The sequence below is a fragment of the Pseudoalteromonas sp. SWN166 genome (assembly GCF_015864485.1).
Classification (GTDB): domain Bacteria; phylum Pseudomonadota; class Gammaproteobacteria; order Enterobacterales; family Alteromonadaceae; genus Pseudoalteromonas.
The window spans coordinates 1-16,989 of sequence record NZ_JADYXB010000032.1 but is presented as its reverse complement, the minus strand read 5'-3'; the positions used below and the strand labels follow the sequence as shown (position 1 = coordinate 16,989).

Sequence of the window (16,989 nt, the reverse complement as noted above, 5' to 3'; positions counted from 1 at the left end):
GTTACCTCAGTGTTTGCCGCAATATAAGCGGGCATTCCTCATTCTAAAATTGGTGAATAACCGAGTGACTCAGTTACTCGTAAATTATTTTTTAATTCGTAATTACACAGCCTGTTGGTGCTGTAAATTTTGTAAAGTGACTTCTTTAACATCCACCAGCTTATTTAGCTGACTAGTTAATAGGTGAATAGGTTTATCACTATCTACCGTCATGGCTACGTTATATAAACCATCATCTATATTGAGCTGAAAATGCGTTAGGTTAAAACCACGATGACGCACCACTCGTAAAAAGCGCTCTACCGCTATACTTTGGCTTTTTAATGCAATAGTTAGGCTATGTTTCATTTTGCTTTCTCCGTCATCATTTCGTCGTTAGCAGCCCCAGGTGGTACAAGTGGCCAAACATTTTCTTTATCATCAATACAGGCATGTACTATGTACGGACCTTTGCTGTTAACTAATGCTGTAATAGCATCATCAACTTGGTTAGCGTGGGTAATTGTTTGCCCAGGAATACCAAACACTGCAGCTAGTTGAACAAAGTCAGGGTTATCTGAAAGGTTAGTTTCAGAGTAGCGCCCTTCAAAAAACAGCTCTTGCCATTGGCGAACCATACCTAAACGCTGGTTATCTAATATTAGTATTTTTACTGGTAAATTGTTACGGCGAATAGTGGCAAGCTCTTGAATATTCATCATGATTGAGCCATCACCCGACACGGTAATTACAAAGTCATCTGGGCGTGCTACTTGTGCGCCAATAGCAGCCGGTAAACCAAATCCCATTGTGCCTGCGCCACCACTACTTAAATGATTACTCGGATGGCTAAATTTCATATGCTGCGCGACCCACATTTGGTGCTGGCCAACATCACAGCACACAACGCCAGTTTTTGGCATACGCTCACTAAGCTGACTAAGTAAATAAGGTGCATAAACCTTCTCACCAGGGTAGTCGTAACGCCACGCGTGCTTAATATTCATTTCTTTATTTGTGTCACACCAAGCTTTAGGTGTTACAAAGCACTCAAGCGCTGGTAAAGAGGTTTTTAAATCAGCAATTAATGAGGCTTTAGCAGGTTTTCGCTTACCGACTTCAGCGGCATCTATATCTAAATGGATTACTTTGGCTTTAGCTGCAAATTTAGCTAAGTTACCCGTTACGCGGTCATCAAAGCGCGCCCCTATACATACAAGCACATCACATTCTTGCACAGCAATATTAGCCGCTTGAGTACCATGCATACCTAGCATACCTAAGTAATGTTCGTAATCTGGTAGTACACTGCCCAATGCTTTAAGTGTTGATACAGCCGGCATTTGCGTTTTATTTAAAAACTGCATTAGCTCGTCTTGCGCATCAGCGGCTTGTACACCACCGCCTACGTACGCTACAGGCTGTTTTGCTTCACTAAGTAATTGATTAGCAATAGCAACTTGATTTAAATCTAATTGTGGTAAGTATTCATCAGCTGCAAGCCAAGGTTTAAAAGGTACTTGCGCCATTTGAATATCTTTTGGGATATCGACAAGTACAGGACCCGGTCGGCCACTTTGCGCTAAATGAATTGCTTCTTGTAGTATCTCTGCTAAGTCTTCAGCTCGTTCAACCATGTAGCTGTGCTTAGTACACGAAAGCGACATACCTAGTACATCTATTTCTTGAAATGCATCTGAACCAATGGCTGCAGTAGGCACTTGGCCGGTGATCGCCAATAATGGCACTGAGTCCATCATCGCATCAGCAAGGGCAGTGATTAAGTTAGTTGCGCCAGGGCCCGATGTTGCAAAACACACACCTAATTTACGCGTGCTGCGAGCATAACCAACAGCTGCAAACCCTGCACCTTGCTCATGACGAGTAAGGTAGTGTTTGACTGGCGCGCCATACAGCGCATCGTAAATTGGCATAATAGCTCCGCCTGGGTAGCCAAATACTTCATTTACGCCGTGTTTGGCCAATAAGTCGATTGTTAGTTCTGCGCCTGTCATTAATAAAACCCTCATTCCTCAGTGACAACCCAATTACATTTTTACGCTTAAAACTTTAGGCTTAAAACTAAAAAGCCCTCCGAACGGTTAGGTGCGGAGGGCTTTTTTAATGCTTAAGTTTTTAAAGCACTACGAAGCCCTCGCGGGAATAATCACCACGATAATAATCAGGACTAGGTTAAGTGCATTTGTAAGCATGTAATTAATACCAAATTTTGTTCAATTATCGCGAAGGTTATTCCTTCGCTCTCTTTTTATATTAGTACCGCGCTAGGCCCTTTAAGTCAACACCAAAGTTAATCTAACAAAAAGACTAAAAGGCAATTTATCAGGTTTTAAAATTCATTATACAAGCTGGTAGTGGTTTTTTTATGCTCTAATTTTATTCTCAGAAATTCACTATTCTTATATACCTTATTTAAGGTTTGATTAATTTTTAAGAATATTTTGATAAATAAAATTATTTATCACCTTCAGGTAATGCGTAGGTTCTCTTAAGCGACTCTTAAGTGTTGTTACATAGCATGGCGTTGTTATTTTAAACGAGCCTAAATATGAACGTAACTAGCCAAACACCAACACAAAAAAAGCCAAATCGTAGTAAACGGTTTTACATTCACTGTAGTGCAAACGCCTTTGTAGTGATGATTGCCTGTTATTACTGCTTAGTTATAAACATTCCTTTTATTCAAGGTTCGTTTAGTGCCATCACCTCCCTTGCTTCTTTTTCGTGGCTGTTTTTACTTTCAGTGCCTCTGCTTTTGCTATGCCTTTTAATTATTTTCTTTTCGATAGTGTCGGTTAGGTGGTTACTAAAGCCACTTAATTACCTTTTACTGATAATTTCTAGCGCCGTGCTTTACGGCTCATTAAATTACGGCGTCGTGTTTGACTATTCAATGATTCAAAACACATTCGAAACGGATTCAAGCGAAGCGCTGAGCTATTTAAATCCACAGCTCATAGGCTTTTTACTGCTATTTTGTGCGCTACCTGTTTTTATATTAAGCAAAGTGAAAATACACTTTACTCGCCCCCATCAAGAAGCGATTAGCCGTATAAAACTTATTGTAGCGTGCTGCTCATTAATTGTTTTAGTGGTCGTGAACTTTTACGCCGACTACGCAGCTACTGGCCGTAATAACCGCATTTTGAAAAAAGAAATTATCCCATTTCAGTATCTCTCTAGCGGTTATAAATATATGCGCGATCAGCTGCTGTACACCAATATAAAGTTTAAAAATATAGATGCAACACCCACTCTTATTGCGCCTAACACCACCAGCGTAACCGTTATGGTTGTTGGCGAAACCGCACGAGCAGAAAACTTTGCTTATCAAGGTTATAAACGCAGCACCAACCCTTATACACAAAAGCATAATGTAACGTATTTTAATAATGTCGCCTCGTGCGGTACGGCAACAGCTGTATCTGTGCCGTGTATGTTTTCATTGCAAACACAAGATAACTTTGATCGATTAGCAGCCGACAACCAACAAAACCTGATTGACCTAGCACAACAAGCTGGCAGCGATGTGCTGTGGGTTGATAATAACAGCGGCTGTAAAAACGTATGCACCCGTGTTGTTAACATTGATATCCCGCCCAACCCATCAGCGCTTTGCGATGGAAAATATTGTTTTGATGAAGCACTTATTGCTCCACTTAAACGCAAACTCGCTAATTTAAGCCAAGCTAATACCGTTATCGTCCTACATATGATGGGCTCACACGGACCAACCTACTTTAAGCGCTACCCAGAAAAGTTTAAGCAATTTACGCCCACGTGCGACAGAAGCGACATTCAAAACTGCTCTCTCGATGAATTAGTTAATACCTACGACAATACAATTGCGTACAGCGACTTTGTTAACGCCCAAGTAATTGATCAATTAAAAATGCTGCCAAACAACATAGATAAGCAATTTTTATATGTCTCTGACCATGGTGAATCACTTGGCGAAGCCGGTGCGTATTTACATGGTTTTCCGTATAGCTTTGCACCTAGCACACAAACACACGTCCCCCTTTATATGTGGGCTGATGAGCATAATCAGCGTATTACCAATACCTGCTTAGCTAATTTAGACACCACTGCTGCACGCTCACACAACAATATTTTTCACACCCTTTTAAATTTAATTGGCATTAAAAGCAAAACGTATCAGGCATCGCTCGATTTACTTGCTAGCTGTCAAACAACATCAAGCGAAATACAACTATGAGTAATAAAACCGTTATAAAACGCCAAGGCTTAATGCGCCTTATTTTTACCTTAAGCCATTCTTTTAACGGCTTAAAATGGATGAGCCGATTTGAAGCCGCGTTTCAACAAGAGCTAGTACTGTTTTCGTTACTCGGTGTGTTTGTGTGGCTACAAGAAATTGCACTAAGCGATAAATTACTTCTTATAGCCAGCCTGCTTTTTGTATTGTTTGCTGAACTGGTAAATACAGCCGTTGAGGTTGTAGTTGATAGGATTGGCAGCGAATACCATGAGCTTTCGGGTCTTGCTAAAGATATTGCCTCAGCCAGTGTGTTTATAGCCATGCTAATTACTGCTCTTATTTGGTGGGCTGTATTATGGGCTTAACACTTAAAAGTAATAATTTTACAGTCAAGCAAGCGCTTGGTCCTGTTTGGATTTTTGTTGTATTTACTATTTTGGCACTGAGTTTTTTAACACTTGCCCGCTTTGGTTTGAGTGTTTGGCAAGGTGAGCGTGTATTTGGATCGCATGCGTGGTTGTCTATATTTATAGGTGGTTTAAGGGTAGATATAGCCACTTTAAGCTACATTATTATGCCCGCATTACTACTGACTTTAGTTATGCAAAGCATAGGGTGGCAAAATAAAGTACGCGGCCTAATTAAAATTTACTTAGTGGCTATGTCGGCTTTACTTGTTTTTTTTGAAGTGATTACACCTACATTTATAAACGAATACGATTTACGCCCTAACCGCTTATTTATAGAGTATTTAATTTACCCTAAAGAAGTCTCAAAAATGATTTTTTCGGGCTATAAGTTAGAGGTACTTATTGCTTTTATAGCACTTATTTTAAGCTGTAAATTTGCAAGTAAAGTATTTAGCAATCAATGGCAAAGCAAGTCATCACTAACGAAGCTAAATCAATCAATTTTAGCGTTAGTTTTAGTATGCTTAACTATTTTAGGCGCGCGTAATTCATTAGGGCACAGGCCGCTAAACCCCGCTATGGTCTCGTTCTCTACTGATCACTTACTTAACGACTTAACCCTTAACTCACTTTATAGCGTCGCGTTTGCGGTAAAACAACTCTCTAACGAGCAATCAAGCCAAGAGTATTATGGCAAAATGCCTACCGATGAATTGCTTAGTATTGTACGCAGTAACATGCAAAATACGCCGGCCAAATTTAGCGACTCAACTGCCCCAACAAATACGTTCCATGAAGCAAGCAATACAGGTAAGCAAAAAAACCTAGTCATTATTTTACAAGAAAGTTTAGGCGCTCGTTACGTAGGCACACTGGGCGGTTTACCGCTTACACCTAATATAGACGCCCTTTATAGACAAGGCTGGGGATTTGATAATTTATATGCAACAGGCACACGCTCGGTACGTGGAATTGAGGCTGTAATTACAGGATTTACACCCACACCATCGCGTGCGGTTGTTAAGCTTGATAAATCACAACGTGACTTTTTTACTATTGCTGACTTTTTAGCGAAGAAAAATTACAACACACAATTTATTTATGGTGGCGAAAGCCACTTTGATAACATGCGCAGCTTCTTTTTAGGTAATGGCTTTAAAGATATTGTAGATACTAATAACTTTAATAAAATAGATTTTAATGGCTCGTGGGGCGCATCAGACGAAGACTTATACGACCAAGCAGATCTCGAACTCACTAAACTTAAACAACAGAATAAACCCTTTTTGAGCCTTATATTTTCAAGCTCTAATCACAGCCCATATGACTTTCCAGACGATAAAATAACGCTGTACGACAAGCAAAAGCAAACCCGAAATAATGCTGCAAAGTATGCCGATTACGCACTAGGTAAGTTTATTAAAAAAGCTAAAAAATCGAGCTACTGGGACGACACTGTATTTATAGTTATTGCAGATCACGATTCACGCGTATCGGGCTCGAGCTTAGTTCCTGTTGATCACTTTAAAATCCCGGCCGTTATTTTTGGTAAAGGCATTCCCCATAAACGCGATGACCAGCTAGCTAGCCAACTCGATATTCCCGTGACTTTACTGTCTTTAATTGGTGCAAGTGGCAAGCACCCTATGATAGGCCATGATTTATCAAAGCCAATTAGCAACAATAAACAACGCGCCATGATGCAATACGACAAAAACTTTGCCTATATGCACGGTAATAAAGTGGTGGTGTTGCAACCACAAAAACCAGCAACCACCTATACGTATAGTAATAATCAGCTTGTACCATGTGAAAACGATGAGCAACTGATTAAAAAAGCTCTCGCCCACGCGAACTTAGGTAACTTAGCTTATACAAACGGTTGGTATCATTAACCAAGTGACTTGATAATAAAGCCTTGTTAAAGTAACAAGGCTATTTTTATAAACCGAGTAAACATGAAAATCCTCGTTATTGAAGACTCCGAAGCACTAAGACGCAGCTTGCAAGTTGGCCTTAGCAACCTTGGCTTTACCGTAGATGAAACCGGTGATGGCTCAGAAGGTTTAAGCATGGCACTGACTGGAAACTACGACCTCCTCGTACTTGATTTAATGCTGCCGAGTGTTGATGGCATGAGTATTTTACAAGCACTACGTAGCAGTAATAGCCAAAGCCGTGTGCTTATTTTATCTGCACGAAGTGAACCTCAAGATAAAATTAACGGCCTGATGAAAGGCGCTGACGACTATTTAACTAAGCCATTTTCGTTTGAAGAACTCCATGCTCGTGTCCTTGCATTACTTCGTCGTGGATCACTGCAAAACCAACAAAACACACTGACAGTAGGCGACTGCGTATTAGATCTCTCGCTTAAAACGCTTCATTACAAGCAACATGCCATTGAGCTCACTCGTAATGAATATAAAATAATAGAATGCTTATTTAATACTCCTGAGCGGGTGTTAGGACTAGAGTTTATAAGTGAAGCGGTGGTAGGCCAATTTGATATGCTCTCTAAAAATGCGCTTGAAGCACACATATCTACTATACGTAAAAAAGTAAGACAGTTTGATGGCGAGCTCCCTATAAAAAACAAACGTGGATTTGGTTATGTCGCAACAACAAAATAAAAGTCACTCAATAAAACGTAAACTGGTTAATAATATTAGCGCGGTACTTTCGGTGATTTTATTCACCATATTTTTAACCGTTGATTTAAGTGTGGATACTTGGGTGGAAGATCAGTTCAATCAGTCTTTAACTAACAAAGCTAACTACTTAAAAACCTTAGTTGAAGATGACAACAACGTGGTTGAATTTGATTTTGCTGGCGAGTTTATGTCGGAGTATGAAGCTGCAGATGCCACGGAGTTTTACCAGCTGTGGCATGGCCGTGATGTGTTTGAGCGCTCGGACTCATTAGAACTTTATAAAAATGCTAACCTGCCCTTTTTAGAAATGCCGATAAACGAATCTAAAATTATAGATTACGAGCTTCCTAACGGGCGTGATGGCCGCGCACTCATAAGTCACTTTGTAGCTCAAAAAGATGATAAAAACCCCACTCATTCTGCTGTTTTTAATACCATGACTCTTGCGATTGCTGCGCCGACAGCGGAACTTAATAAAGTACTTATTATTATTGATGTGGTCTTTATTTTAACCTGTGTGCTTGGTGTGTTTGGTGTGCGCTATTTAGTGACACGTATTGTAAATAAAGGCCTGCACCCGCTACACAACTTAAACGACCAAATTAAGTTACTCGATATTACCGGCGTGGCACAAACCATAGAAAGCGACTTTAAAGTAGATGAAATAGAACCCATACGTAACGAGCTAAATAAGTTTATTACCGTTAATCAGCAACTCTATAGTAATGAAAAACGCCTAACAAGCGACATTGCACATGAGCTAAAAACCCCAATAGCTGAACTAATAAGTCTTTCAGAAGTGGCTATTCGCTACCCAGACGATAAACGTATTAGCGACACCTATACCAGTGATGTACTTAATATTTCACAGCGCATGAAAACAATTGTTAGCAACCTATTATTATTGCAGCGCTCAAGTAGCAGTACAATGCAATTAAATGCACAAAGCATCATTTTAAATAACTTAGTAAATCAAGTTATTGATGAGCTGACCTTTAAGCACCCAAGTATTAAAGCGCGTTTAAATAATGTGATAAGTGACGAACTTACACTTAATGCTGACGAATTTAGTTTAAATACCATTTTGTGTAACTTAATCGATAACGCACTATTTTATGGACTCCCTGAGGCGCCAATTAAATTAACTGCGGTAAATAACAACACAAACATGACCATTTCTGTTAGCAACAAAGTAAATCAACCATTAAGTAATGAACAGCTAACCGCTATTTTTGACCCGCTCTATCAGCTAGATTCATCTAGAACTAATAACCAGCGCCACGGTTTAGGGTTATCTATTGTGCAGAGCTTATGCAACTTAAATGGCTTTACTATTACGGCCAGTAATACCGAAAACAATACGCTAACGTTTATATTAACGTTACCTCTGAAGTAAATTTAGGTTAGTATTTACACTACTAACCTTCGAGATTTTAAGGACAAACCATGAATGCTCTTATCCGTGTTAGCCACTTTTTTATTGTGGCGCTACTTATAACATTTAGCCTTAACAGCTATGCAGCTCCTGCCTTATATAAAATAGAAAAAAATGGCGTCAGCTCTTACTTATTCGGCACTGTACACGTTGGTGATGCCAGCATGAAAGGCTTACCTAAAAATGTAACCGATGCAATTAGTGCAAGCAAAGAAGTGATTGTTGAGGTTGATATAAGCAAACTTACACCCCTTGAAATGCAGCAGCGTTCAATGCCATTTATGATGCTAGGCAACGGTAAAACATTGCAAACTGAGCTTTCAAAGCAAAACTATACCAAGCTAAAAGACTACTTTGCTAAAAAGTCGATTGATATTGCTATGTTTAATGGCTTAAAACCATGGGCTGTTATGGTGACTATGATGCAAATTGAATTTCAAAATGCAGGTTATTCAGATAAAACAGGCATAGATAAGCAAGTACTTGCTTACGCTAAAGAGCATAAAATAAAAATAGGTGAGCTTGAAACACTAGAGCAACAACTACAGATGTTTGATGGCATGGCGCTACTGAGCAATGAAATGATTGAAGAAACCTTTGAGCAGCTAAGCGATATTAATACTTACTTCATCAAACTAGTTAATGCCTGGAAAAACGGTGATATGGATACACTAACCGATTACTACAACATGAGTTTTGATGACAGTAACTACGGTGAAATTAGCGAGCAAGTTATGCTAACTAATCGCAATAATAACTGGGTTAAACAACTCACACCGCGTTTAGCAAACGAGCAACTATTTATTGCTGTGGGTGCGCTACATTTGCCTGAAAAACACGGTTTACTTAAACAGCTACGAGATAAAGGGTTTAGCGTTACTCGCCTTTAAAATAAAGAACATTTGAGCGAAGTATCGCTCAAATGTTCTCACCGTTTTTAATTAAAGTCTTCCATTTTTAAGTAGTTCTCTATTCCTTTAATTTTGTCTGCCGCATGATGATTTACATAAATCACGGTACTTGTATTGGCAGCACAAATTTTCTCGATTAGTAGTAGTACACGCTGCCTGTTTGCTTCATCTAAACCTAAGCAAGGTTCATCTAAAATAAGTAACGTTGGATGCTTTACCATAGCTCGTACAATTAACAGCATACGTTGATCGCCGTACGAAAGTTGGGTGAATGAGGTGTTTTGCTTGTCACTTAAACCAATAAATGCCAGCCACTGCTGAGCAATATTAATTTGTGCGTCACTCGGTTTTTGATATAAGCCTATGCTGTCGTAAAAGCCCGAAATAACTGTATTTAAGGCCGATATACTTACGCGATAATCCATATGTAGCGCGTTAGATATAAAACCAATATGCTGTTTTATATCCCAAATACTCTCTCCGCTTCCGCGTTTAAAACCAAATACTTCAATGTCGTTGTTATAACACTGTGGGTTATCACCTGTTATTAAATTTAATAGGCAGGTTTTACCTGAACCGTTCGTCCCACTAAGCTGCCAATGCTGATGCTTTTTTATAGTCCAATTAAGATTTTCGAATATGCTTACGTCACTATAACTAACTTTAGCATTACTCAATTTAACTAAGGTATTACCAGTGAATGCCTTTTGCTCTTGCTCGGCGTCAGGAGATGGCACATCTAATGAAGTATGTTCTAAATGGAGTAGTTTTAGTAAGTCACTTAATTGCTCACTACTTGGCTTTGCTAAAGTATGTAACAAGCTGCCTTGGTTTACATAACCATAGTGAGTAATGAATGAAGGGATTTCGTCTAGGCGGTTTAGTACAAAAACAAAAGTAACCGTGTGGCTAAGCTCTATGAGTATTTTATTAAGCTGCTGGCAAGATTGTACGTCGAGTCCATCAAATGGCTCATCAAGCACGACTAACTCGCTCTGGGAGCTGAGTGCTTTAATAAGTAGGAGTTTACGAGTTTCACCGGTTGAAAGATCTCTAAAATGCCTATTCAGTAATGAGCTAAATTTAAATAATTCTATTAGCTGCGCCAATAACTCACCATTATTACTATGCTCTGCAAATATAAGGTCTTTAACGAGGCTATGCTTTTCATACTCTAATTCTTGGGCCAGTAACTGTTTATGCGAATCAGAAGACACGAGCATAAGTTTATTTATACTACTTGTACGCTTACCACTTTCGCACTTAGCTTCGCCGACTAGCGCAGCTGTTAATGCAGATTTACCTGCTCCATTAGCACCTAGAAGCAACCAATGTTCTCCTAGATTCACTTGCCAATCTAGGTTGCATATATCATAACGACTTTTGCCTTGCCCTTGTAAGTAACCATTAAATTGCTCAAGCGTAATTGACTGCACTCACTTTCCCTAATAGACCTTAAAACAGTAAATTAACGCATATTAAAAGTGCTTAGCAAGCTTGTTATCTGCAAAATTAATTTATTTCACTCACAACGCTAATACTATTTAATGCGTCTTTAATTGCTTGCTGACTTATTGGTTTATGAATATGAAGGTTAGCGCCGTATTTATAAACTCGCTCCATATCATTTTGTGAGGTGTTTGCTGTTATAACAATAATTGGCATTACTTTATTAAGCTCTGATCGTATTTTTTTTATAGCCTCAAACCCATCCATTACTGGCATATTTAAGTCCATAAAAATAATATCATATTGATTTTCACTCACCATATCGCACGCGACTTTGCCGTTTTCAGCGCAGTCATAGTTTAATTTTAGCAAGCCAAGTATACGGGTCAGTAGCATGGTATTTAATGGGTTATCTTCAACAACTAAACACGTTAGCTTGTCGTTTACTTTAAGAGGTGTTGGGAGGGTTTTACTTATTGTCACTGGTAAATACAAAGATACCAAAGCACCATGAGTTTTATTATTTGTAAAAGTAATTTCACCATGCAGTGCTTTTACAACGTATTGAACCCGGGTTAGGCCTGTTCTTAACCCTTGAAAGTGATTGGTTTGTTTAAATGAGTCAAATTCCAGGTCAGTAATTTTCTTCGAAAAGCCACTGCCAGTATCACTCACCGTTAAATGAAATTCATCATTAAAAAGCTTTGCAGAGACAGTAATTTCACCTTCTTTCGTAAACTTAATAGCGTTACTAATTAATTCTGTAAGTGTGTGCTGCAAACGTTGGTGATCTAATTTACATACACAATTTAACGATTCATCTAAACAACTAACTAGTTTTAGGCCTTTTTGCTGACATGCATACTCGTAAGCTATTACTACTTTGTTACACGACTCTAAAAGGTTTTCATCTTTTAAATGCGGTATCCATTTACCTGCGCTTAAAGCCTGTAAGTCCTGTAGCTCATCTAATATAGCTATTAACCTAAGCGCACAATAATTAGCTTGGGTTTTAACGCTTTGCTGAGTATCAGAAACCTCCAGATCCTCAATAGACGTAATAAGCCCTTGCAAAGGAGTCCTAAATTCGTGACTTGCTCTAGCAATAAAGTGCTCTTTATTTTGGCTTGTTTGATGAACAAAATCTTTTTGTTTTTGTAGTTTTATAAGCGTATCTGAAATCTCTTTTTCCATTGGCATAAAAACAAATCTTAGCTCAACAAGTAGCAGCACCATTGCCAATAACCAGCATAATATCTCTAGGTTGGCGACTCTGTTAATTTTTTTAACAGCTTGGGACTCAAATAAGCTAACAGCTTTATCAAGCTTAGCTAATAGCGTTTCAACATGCCCTATTGAAAAAAGAGACTGGTTTACCTCACCTTCTTGATACAAAAGCCTCTCAGTTTGCTCTACATATTCTAATACTGTCTTATCCAAGCCAGTAGTTACACCAAAATATAAATCCACTAATGCTGAATCTAAATAAATGTATTCATCGTCAGAATTTTTTGTTAAAAGTGTTTGGTGGGATTTTTTAAATGTATTGAGAGATTTCTCAAGCGATTCTGTATGAAGTGGTGAATAATTACTAATGTTGAGTATGGCATTGCTATGCCACGCTATTTTTTGCGACAGCATTCTTTGCTTACCAGCGATGTTAATAACTTTTGCATCGTATTTTTGAACGGAAAAACTATATTGTAACAATAGAGCAGAACCACTGATTAAAAGAGCAATAGTCAATAACGCCCATCGATATCGCTTTCTAACACTTTTAATAATATCGAACATGCAAAATCCTGTTTTTTATTTAAGTGTAGACTAATTTTATAAAACAAAAAATCAGTCAGAGTAATTATGTTTTTAAGTTAATAAGCAATAAAAAGCCCAGCAAAAGCTGGGCATATATAAAGGTAAGCGTTAACGATTCTCTAATCGATTATAGTCAAACATCCCATATTCTATTCCTCGATATTTTTTAGCCGTTTCGTGCAATGTATCGCTGTATTGCCAAAACTGTGGGTGAGTACGACGAATACCATATTTACTTTTTAAAGCGCGGTAATCAGCTTCAATTTGCATCATTGGTAATTGCTCAGCAAAAGCATTTACTTGTTGCTCGTTATTTAAATACCAAATGGCAGCTGGATAATCACCGATAAAGCCAGGAACGATTGTTGCTGTATCTTCATCATAAGCACGCTGACCATCTTCGTTTAATAAACTAGATATATTATAGTGCGCATTATGGTGAATAATAGTGTAGCCCTTATGACTATTATCTTCTTGCTTTACAAGTATAAAAGAAAGCTGAGGTAGCAAGTTAACCGCTTTTGCTGGCATATTGCTTATTACATTTAACGGCTTTGGAACTTCAGTGTAGTTGTATCGTTCACTTAGAACTGGCGCTAAGGCTTCTTTCATTAAAGTATATAGCTCATGTTGTGGATCATCAGTTTTATAATTGATACCACTTGGCTGACTAAACTCTCGATTATTTTTAAAGAATTTAGATAAGTCTGGTGGTGAATTACGATACCACTGTTTTTTAATTTGATTACGCTTTTCTTCTGGAAGTAACGATAAAAAGCTTTGCTCCCCTTCTAAACGTAAAAAATCCATGTATAGCCGTGTAACCATTTGATGGCCAATATTGCCATACACATCAAAGCCTGCCACGAGCAAATAGTGAATACGTTCAAATAACGCATAATCAAGTATCCACGTGGTTTTAGGCTCTTGACCAATAAAGCCTTTAACAACGGTTGCACTATCAAAGTGGCGGAAGATAGTCAGTGCCGCATTTTTATTATGCCCATCACCTTTCCAAAGTAAGTCGGTTGTAAGATGCTCACCACCTTTAAACATTTCGTTAGCAAGCTCAATTTTTGCCTGTAAATATTTTTTCTCACGAACTGAATACTTAACCCAGCTTGAAATAGGTAAAGCATTACTTTCCTCAGCGGCAGGAAGTTCTAAAGCTTCTTCATGCTGCATTAGCATTTCGCCTACAGCAGGCGTAGCAACTTTACCTGGATCAGCAAATGCCACCCAAAAATTATCATTAATTACATTTAATGCAATTTGACCACGACAAACAGGTCCTTTAATAAAGCCCATAATAATCAATTCAGCTTCATCTAGCATAAATTGGTATTTTGAATTAATGGGAATAACTTCAAAAGTTTTAAATGGGTTAGATGCCGATTCTGGTTTATAACTTGGCATTTGCGTAACTGTATAATCTGGTGCAATAAACTGCTCGTATAAGCGCAGTAACTTAGCTTCATTAAGCTCAAGCGGTAAATGCGTTTTAGAAAGTATTGTTGTACGCTCTTGCATAAAGCGATAATAAACACGACTAACTTTAGGATCGTCATATGGACGACGCGTATTTATTAATTTTATTGTTTCACCAGGAGGCGTACTCGAACGAACTAGTTTAAAAAAACTTTGTGGGTTTTCTGACGTAAAATAAATATGTGCTAAAAACCAATGTTCATAAATATAACGTGCTGATAACTGATACTTTAAATCGTCTTGATTTAAAAATGCTTCCCAACCCGTTATTTTATTCTGATCAAATTTACTTGGCGGCTTAATGTGTGACATTTTACCGCCATTTTTAAGCCAGTCCTGTAAGTGATTAAACTCTTCACGCGAAACACCTGGTAAACCATAAGGCATGCCGCCATGAGGCTGATCATCTGCTAATCTATCAAACTCCCCCATTGTTGCACAGGTTTGTGAACGCCCTAACGAAAAATCAAATTCATCATCTAAAACTTCATTAACTGGTAATTCATAGCTTTGCTTTAATACCAAGCTGTTAAACAACACACTGCCCGCTAAGTTAGCCTCTTCACTTTGCATGCGTTCATTAAGCACTGGGGTAAAGTTTTTTTCTCGCCATTGCTTAGTATTTGTTGCATCAAACAATAAACGGCTTGGGGTTGTTGCCAATAAACGAGTTCCATCGTAAACAAGTTCTTTACTCAAGCCACGGTCAATACCTTCAGGGGATGACAGCTTAAGCTGACAAGGTGCGTCGTAACAACCGTGGCAAACAACACAGCGGGTATCGAGTACTGGTTTCACGTTTTGTAAAAAATCAGCTCCAGCACGAGTAGAATGTGGAACGATACGCTCTTGCGCTTGCTCTGGTCCAAATAAATCATTGTAATGTGCATTACCTAAGTAAGCACAACCACTAAGGATAATTAATACAAATGTACTTATTATTATTTTTTTCATTCGTCCTCGTCACCTAAATCGAAGGTGGGCATCATGTCCATTTGAGGAGAAACGAATGTCTTCTGACCTTCAGTATTCAAAACAATACTTAAGAGAGGCCCATGCGTTAATGTTATCTGCGCATCATGCTCTTGCTCTAATAGACTTAAATACAGAGAATCAGTTATAAGCAACTCATAACCGCTAACGGTAATAGCTACACTGCTATCTTCACTTGGATTTTGGCAAATTTGAGCAAGTAACTCATCATCAAGTCCAATTGATATTTCAAAATCAGGCTGCTCTAAATCTCTATCACTTAATGATTCATCTAATAGAAATAAAGGAAGGGTTAAATTGCTATCTTGTTCAAATTCCATTGCGTTCTCTGCACTTTATGACGATTTAATTGGCGAGTATTATAACAAACTAGCGAGTAAATTAACGCTAAAGCTAATGTAACTGTTAAACGTCATCTATAACAGATTCGATCACCGAAAATACAGCACCTTGAGGGTCGCATATAACACTAAAACGACCAACATCGGGGGTATCTGTTGCAGGAACACATACTTGTCCACCTAAGCTAGCGGCTTTATTTACTGCTGTATCGCAACCCTCTACTGCAAAATAAATCATCCAATGAGCAGGAATATCTTCAGGCCAGTCGCTTGTCATCTTAAGCATACCGGCAATTGGCTGTCCATCGACCAAAAACAAAGTGTAGTTCATACCTTCCATTGGCTTTATTTCACTTTCCCAGCCTAGTAAAGTACAGTAAAAGTCTCTACTTACTTTATTATCTCTCGTTGCTAACACATGCCAATAAGGCGTATTTAACTCCCCTAAGTGCTTACAACCTTTATGCTCACCTCCTTGCCATAGTGCAACAGTGGCACCTACAGGATCTTTTAACATCAACATTCGTCCTGCATTCATAACATCATCCGGGCCAACAATAATTTCAGCACCTAGCTCTTTCGCTTTTGCAGCACAGTTGGGTGTTGATGTGAGTGGATGTTAATTACGCGTATTTTACTTTTCTACAGACGTAAAAAAGCCCGACTCATTAGATTCGGGCTTTCTACAATGTGAGGTCGGTGCGCTACGCAGTAGGATGTCGTGGTGCCCACAGCGGTGGAGAGTCACTTAGCAAATACTACTGAATTAGCCGACTGAGATATTGAGAAATTTTATTGTGATTTTGGTGTGATTTTAAGCGTCGGGAGTCGTCGCTACGCTCGCCCGACCTACATGATGGGTGTTGACGAGTGTATTAATTGTACGAATCTGACTTTTCTGCAGACGTAAAAAAGCCAGAATCGTTAAATTCGGGCTTTCTACAATTTGAAGCCTGGTAATGTCCTACTTTCACNATTCGGGCTTTCTACAATTTGAAGCCTGGTAATGTCCTACTTTCACATAGCAAATGCTACACTATCATCGGCGCTGTTTCGTTTCACTACTGAGTTCGGCATGGGATCAGGTGGGTCCAAAACGCTATTGTCACCAAGCAAATTTGGGCGTTAATTCGTATTTCTACGCACTAACTGAATTTGGAAAATATCTGATAATATTTTTTAAGTCTTTTCAGTAATATCTACTTTAGTTATATTAACTTCTGTCTAAACTGTCGCATAAAACGCGTTTGGCGTTGTATGGTTAAGCCTCA

The 16,989-nt window shown here is 38.6% G+C and carries 12 protein-coding genes, 1 rRNA gene and 1 pseudogene; 6 read left to right on the top strand and 8 right to left on the bottom strand.

The annotated features are described in order from the left end of the window. Positions 1-102: 102 nt before the first annotated feature. Both ilvM and ilvG read right to left on the bottom strand, forming a co-directional pair. The gene (ilvM, locus tag I6F49_RS15875; protein WP_165728087.1) at positions 103-348 is read right to left on the bottom strand and encodes an acetolactate synthase 2 small subunit; all 246 of its coding nucleotides are present in this window, start codon (positions 346-348) and stop codon (positions 103-105) included. Continuing rightward, positions 345-1,994 (bottom strand): acetolactate synthase 2 catalytic subunit, encoded by a 1,650-nt coding sequence (gene ilvG / locus I6F49_RS15870; RefSeq protein ID WP_165728086.1) that lies wholly within the window; start codon positions 1,992-1,994, stop codon positions 345-347. Before ilvG ends, ilvM begins: the two co-directional genes overlap by 4 nt. Positions 1,995-2,548: 554 nt before the next feature. Here ilvG and I6F49_RS15865 point away from each other — a divergent pair. The 6 genes from I6F49_RS15865 (at position 2,549) to I6F49_RS15840 (ending at position 9,611) form a co-directional block, all read left to right on the top strand. After that, complete coding sequence (locus I6F49_RS15865) at positions 2,549-4,219, top strand: phosphoethanolamine transferase (protein WP_197181292.1); 1,671 nt, start codon at positions 2,549-2,551, stop codon at positions 4,217-4,219. Continuing rightward, positions 4,216-4,587: a diacylglycerol kinase gene (locus I6F49_RS15860; protein WP_197181291.1), complete on the top strand. Its 372-nt coding sequence runs from the start codon at positions 4,216-4,218 to the stop codon at positions 4,585-4,587. Before I6F49_RS15865 ends, I6F49_RS15860 begins: the two co-directional genes overlap by 4 nt. Further along, the gene (locus I6F49_RS15855; RefSeq protein WP_197181290.1) at positions 4,578-6,527 is read left to right on the top strand and encodes an LTA synthase family protein; all 1,950 of its coding nucleotides are present in this window, start codon (positions 4,578-4,580) and stop codon (positions 6,525-6,527) included. The genes I6F49_RS15860 and I6F49_RS15855 overlap by 10 nt, the downstream gene beginning before the upstream one ends. A 63-nt stretch (positions 6,528-6,590) precedes the next feature. After that, complete coding sequence (locus I6F49_RS15850; protein WP_165728082.1) at positions 6,591-7,265, top strand: response regulator transcription factor; 675 nt, start codon at positions 6,591-6,593, stop codon at positions 7,263-7,265. Then, positions 7,246-8,682: a sensor histidine kinase gene (locus I6F49_RS15845; RefSeq protein WP_197181289.1), complete on the top strand. Its 1,437-nt coding sequence runs from the start codon at positions 7,246-7,248 to the stop codon at positions 8,680-8,682. Before I6F49_RS15850 ends, I6F49_RS15845 begins: the two co-directional genes overlap by 20 nt. Before the next feature lie 50 nt (positions 8,683-8,732). Continuing rightward, entirely contained in the window at positions 8,733-9,611 is an 879-nt protein-coding gene (locus tag I6F49_RS15840; RefSeq protein ID WP_197181288.1) for a TraB/GumN family protein, read from the top strand. Positions 9,612-9,658: 47 nt separating this feature from the next. On the opposite strand, the gene I6F49_RS15835 is transcribed toward I6F49_RS15840, so the two are convergent. The 6 genes and pseudogenes from I6F49_RS15835 to rrf form a co-directional block, all read right to left on the bottom strand. Next, complete coding sequence (locus I6F49_RS15835; protein ID WP_197181287.1) at positions 9,659-11,068, bottom strand: ATP-binding cassette domain-containing protein; 1,410 nt, start codon at positions 11,066-11,068, stop codon at positions 9,659-9,661. Positions 11,069-11,144: 76 nt separating this feature from the next. Continuing rightward, positions 11,145-12,875, bottom strand: coding sequence for a response regulator (locus tag I6F49_RS15830; protein ID WP_197181286.1), 1,731 nt, complete (start codon positions 12,873-12,875; stop codon positions 11,145-11,147). Between the two features lie 129 nt (positions 12,876-13,004). Continuing rightward, positions 13,005-15,338, bottom strand: coding sequence for a fatty acid cis/trans isomerase (locus I6F49_RS15825; RefSeq protein WP_197181285.1), 2,334 nt, complete (start codon positions 15,336-15,338; stop codon positions 13,005-13,007). Then, positions 15,335-15,697 carry a hypothetical protein gene (locus I6F49_RS15820; RefSeq protein ID WP_197181284.1) on the bottom strand — a complete coding sequence of 121 codons (363 nt, stop codon included), beginning with the start codon at positions 15,695-15,697 and terminating at the stop codon, positions 15,335-15,337. Before I6F49_RS15820 ends, I6F49_RS15825 begins: the two co-directional genes overlap by 4 nt. 85 nt (positions 15,698-15,782) lie before the next feature. Further along, a pseudogene (locus tag I6F49_RS15815) lies at positions 15,783-16,316 on the bottom strand (VOC family protein); the annotation flags it as partial. 400 nt (positions 16,317-16,716) lie between these two features. After that, a 5S ribosomal RNA gene (rrf, locus tag I6F49_RS15810) occupies positions 16,717-16,831 on the bottom strand. Positions 16,832-16,989: the final 158 nt, after the last annotated feature.